The organism is Adlercreutzia rubneri, from assembly GCF_009755265.1.
GTDB lineage: Bacteria > Actinomycetota > Coriobacteriia > Coriobacteriales > Eggerthellaceae > Adlercreutzia > Adlercreutzia rubneri.
This window is the reverse complement of the sequence record NZ_WPOO01000040.1, coordinates 1-2,987: the sequence shown is the minus strand read 5'-3', so window position 1 is coordinate 2,987 and position 2,987 is coordinate 1. Positions and strand designations below refer to the sequence as shown.

The 2,987-nt window shown below is 56.9% G+C and carries 3 protein-coding genes; 2 read left to right on the top strand and 1 reads right to left on the bottom strand.

The features are described 5' to 3' along the window. Window positions 1–380: 380 nt before the first annotated feature. Window positions 381–848 carry a hypothetical protein gene (locus GO707_RS11745; protein ID WP_117284861.1) on the bottom strand — a complete coding sequence of 156 codons (468 nt, stop codon included), beginning with the start codon at window positions 846–848 and terminating at the stop codon, window positions 381–383. Window positions 849–1,018: 170 nt separating this feature from the next. Here GO707_RS11745 and GO707_RS11740 point away from each other — a divergent pair, with 170 nt between their 5' ends. Both GO707_RS11740 and GO707_RS11735 read left to right on the top strand, forming a co-directional pair. Further along, window positions 1,019–1,681, top strand: a complete 663-nt coding sequence (locus GO707_RS11740) for a helix-turn-helix transcriptional regulator (protein WP_227069429.1) — start codon at window positions 1,019–1,021, stop codon at window positions 1,679–1,681. 838 nt (window positions 1,682–2,519) lie between these two features. Beyond that, window positions 2,520–2,864: an Abi family protein gene (locus tag GO707_RS11735; RefSeq protein WP_157013082.1), complete on the top strand. Its 345-nt coding sequence runs from the start codon at window positions 2,520–2,522 to the stop codon at window positions 2,862–2,864. The last annotated feature ends 123 nt before the right edge of the window (window positions 2,865–2,987 follow it).

Genomic DNA, 2,987 nt, shown 5'->3' with positions numbered 1-2,987 from the left:
CTCGACCGTCCGTCTAAAGGCCTTCCGGGAGGGCGGCAGGACCGTCTACGATACGATAGACAACCGCAGGAGGCGGTTGGGGCTGGCGGCGTAGGCCGCTGTCCAAGTAACTGTCCGCACCCCCCTGCTTCCGCTTGCGGTAGAAGACGCATCGAAGAGTCTGAGAGAAATGCCTGGTCAGAGCACTCCAGATGAAGCCGGTTTTGCTGGATGGCCGGCAACGTCGCCCTTTACGCGCTCATAACTCGAGATTTCATGCAGAATAGGGCAACTTCGTCGACCGAAGTCCAGTGTGGAATGCGGTCGGTGCCCCTGCTGCGAAAGCCTATGAGACCATCAACGTCGCTGTTCGACAACGCTGAGTGTTAGCGGGGGAAGCCCTATTCGCACGACGCCTTGCACCCGAGCTCGCTGAGGGCTTGCAGGGTTGGCTTTACGTTCTCGGCGTGCCAGTTCTTGTAGCCGCCGGCGTACTGTGTGGCGTATATGCCGGACAGGCGCAGATCGCTCAGCTCCTTTTGCTGAGTGGTGAGGCGCACGCCGCCGGTACTCGTTTCGATATCGATGACCACGTTGAGCAAGTCGTCAATGAGCTTCACGGACTCGATGTCCGCATAGGGGATCACGAGCGAGACATCCCGTTCCAGCGTTCCCCAAAAGGACTCGAAAGGAAGTAGGATAAGCTCGTTCTCGCACATCTGGAGAACCGCCATATCCCATGTCTCGAAAAAGCGGACGATCTTCTCGCTCAGGTCTCCCGCCGCGCCCTTGACGATGATGCACCGGTCTTCCAAGGGCGTGAAGCCGGCGTCCATCGCATATTCCCAAACCTTCTCTTCGCGGGCCATAACTGTTTCGCTCCTTTCACTTGGATTTGCGTCGATGGGCATTATTTTCCCGATTCATCTCCCTGTCCGCAAATGGATCGTGCTAGCAAACTACCTGTTCAAAGGGCCTGTAAAAGACTTTTGACAGCTGTGTCTGCATCGTTTTGCAAGGCTGGTGGGGTATCATTCCGATGCGCACGCGCGACGTGGCGCGCCAACGGGCAATCGAAAGGAAGGAACCGATGGAACTGGCTCGGCAGTTGAGGGCCAAGCGGGAGGAGCGCGGGCTTTCCCAGGACGAGGTTTCGAAGGCGATATTCGTGTCGCGCCAGACCATTTCGAATTGGGAGAACGACAAGACCTACCCGGACGTGCAGAGCCTGCTGCTTCTCAGCCAGCTGTTCGAGGTTTCCATCGATGCGCTCGTGAGGGGAGACGTGGTCGCCATGCAACGCGCCATTGCGGAGGACTCGCGTAAGATGCGGCTGTTGTCAATCGGGATGCTGGTCTTTTCGGGGCTGGCCTTCCTCTTTCTACTCGGCTTCTCGATTGCGTGGCCGGAGCCGTCGGGGTTCGCGCGCATGAGCAAAGGGAACCTTGCGGGTGCGGCCACGTTCATCGTGCTCTATGCCATCGGGTTTGCCATGGCCATCGGGGTGGATCGCCTGAAGAAGAAGCACGACGTCGTCACCTACCGGGAGATCGACCGGTTTCTCAAAGGCGAAGTGGCGCCCGAGCCCGATACGGAAGGCCTCGCCCGCAAGCACCCGGCGCTCGGCGTTCTAGTGAAGCTTTTCGCCGGCGCCTCAATCGGCCTGCTGCTCGCGGGGTTGTTGCTCGCGCTGGAGGGATAGTTGCGAGCGTTTGGGATGACCTTGCTGTCCGCAGCTACATTGCACAAGCATGGGGTGGGAGAAAGCGGCTTCACTGCCCTTCCGCTGGCGCAAGTTCAACCTCATTGAGGGGAATGTGCTTGTAGAGCGTCCCCTCGTCGGCTTTCACGTCGCAACTCGGACAGACGCCGAACCTGACTCCGCCACCTCTCGCATCAACGACAAAAACACTGCCCAAGATCTGCGATCCTTCGAATTCAAATCGCACTCTATCGCCTACTGCCGGCGTGGTTCTCTTTGATTCCATGGCGGCCCTCCTGTTTGGTGACTTCGGTGCCGCTTACGATAACCCGCAATCAGGGTGCATGCGGCTCTCCTTTTCCCACCATTTTATAAAGAATCTTTTGAGATATGTTCATAGATAGAAAATTACGAACCTTTTCATTGAACCAATCTCGGAGAACAGGATGGGGCTGGGACGACTTTTTCGTCACCGGAACAAATCATTGAGAACGGTGGGAGCTTGGAGGCGTAGCTCGATGGAATGCCTTATGTCTCGCCCGCCTCTGAGAGTCGACTGAGAACGTAGCTGACGTAGTCCTTGGATGAGGCCGTCTTGTCTCCTCGTATTTGCCCATGTCAAAACGTTACCATATTTGGAAAGGTTTTGACGCTACCTCATTGAGGGCGAGACCGCGGGCCGCAACCTTGCCACTATTGCCCCAACCGATACCGGCGAGGCTATCGACGTGTCACAAAGTGGTTGTCGTGACGGCGCGGCTGTATCGTTCTTTGCGTCAACCCCGCTTATGCGTCATCCCGTTAGTGGAAGCCTGCGGTAGAATGGAACGGTTGAACGATGAGCATCCAGGAGCGTGAATTGCCCAAGACACTGAACTCCCTCATGAAGCATCTCCGCGACGGCGGCATCGCCATTGACGGTTCAGCGCAGAAGCGGCGTTTAAAGAACATCGGCTATTACCACGGATACAAGGGTTACCGCTTCGCCGGGAATGCCTCGAACAGGCTTCCCCTCACCGACTTCTCTCAGGTCGCGGCTCTCTACGACTTCGATACACAGCTCAAGGCGCTGTTTTATCCTCGCATCATGTCCATAGAGACGGCACTGAAGAACTACACGCTAGAAGCTGTTCTGAGGGATGCTAACTCGGCGGTCTTCGAGGATATTTGGCGCAGGAGCTGAGTAGTAACCCTCTCCGGTACCAACAATCAGCAGAATCTGGTACCGCCAGTCAGCGGGCTTGGTACCCTGGGTAAGATAAATTGGTACCGCCGCCCATCGAGCCTAGAATTCCATGTCGCGAGC

Bases quoted from the DNA above. Each gene is read 5' to 3' on its own strand.
- GO707_RS11740 (WP_227069429.1), top strand. From the start codon at position 1,019: ATGCGCACGCGCGACGTGGCGCGCCAACGGGCAATCGAAAGGAAGGAA.
- GO707_RS11745 (WP_117284861.1), bottom strand. From the start codon at position 848: ATGGCCCGCGAAGAGAAGGTTTGGGAATATGCGATGGACGCCGGCTTC.
- GO707_RS11735 (WP_157013082.1), top strand. From the start codon at position 2,520: ATGAGCATCCAGGAGCGTGAATTGCCCAAGACACTGAACTCCCTCATG.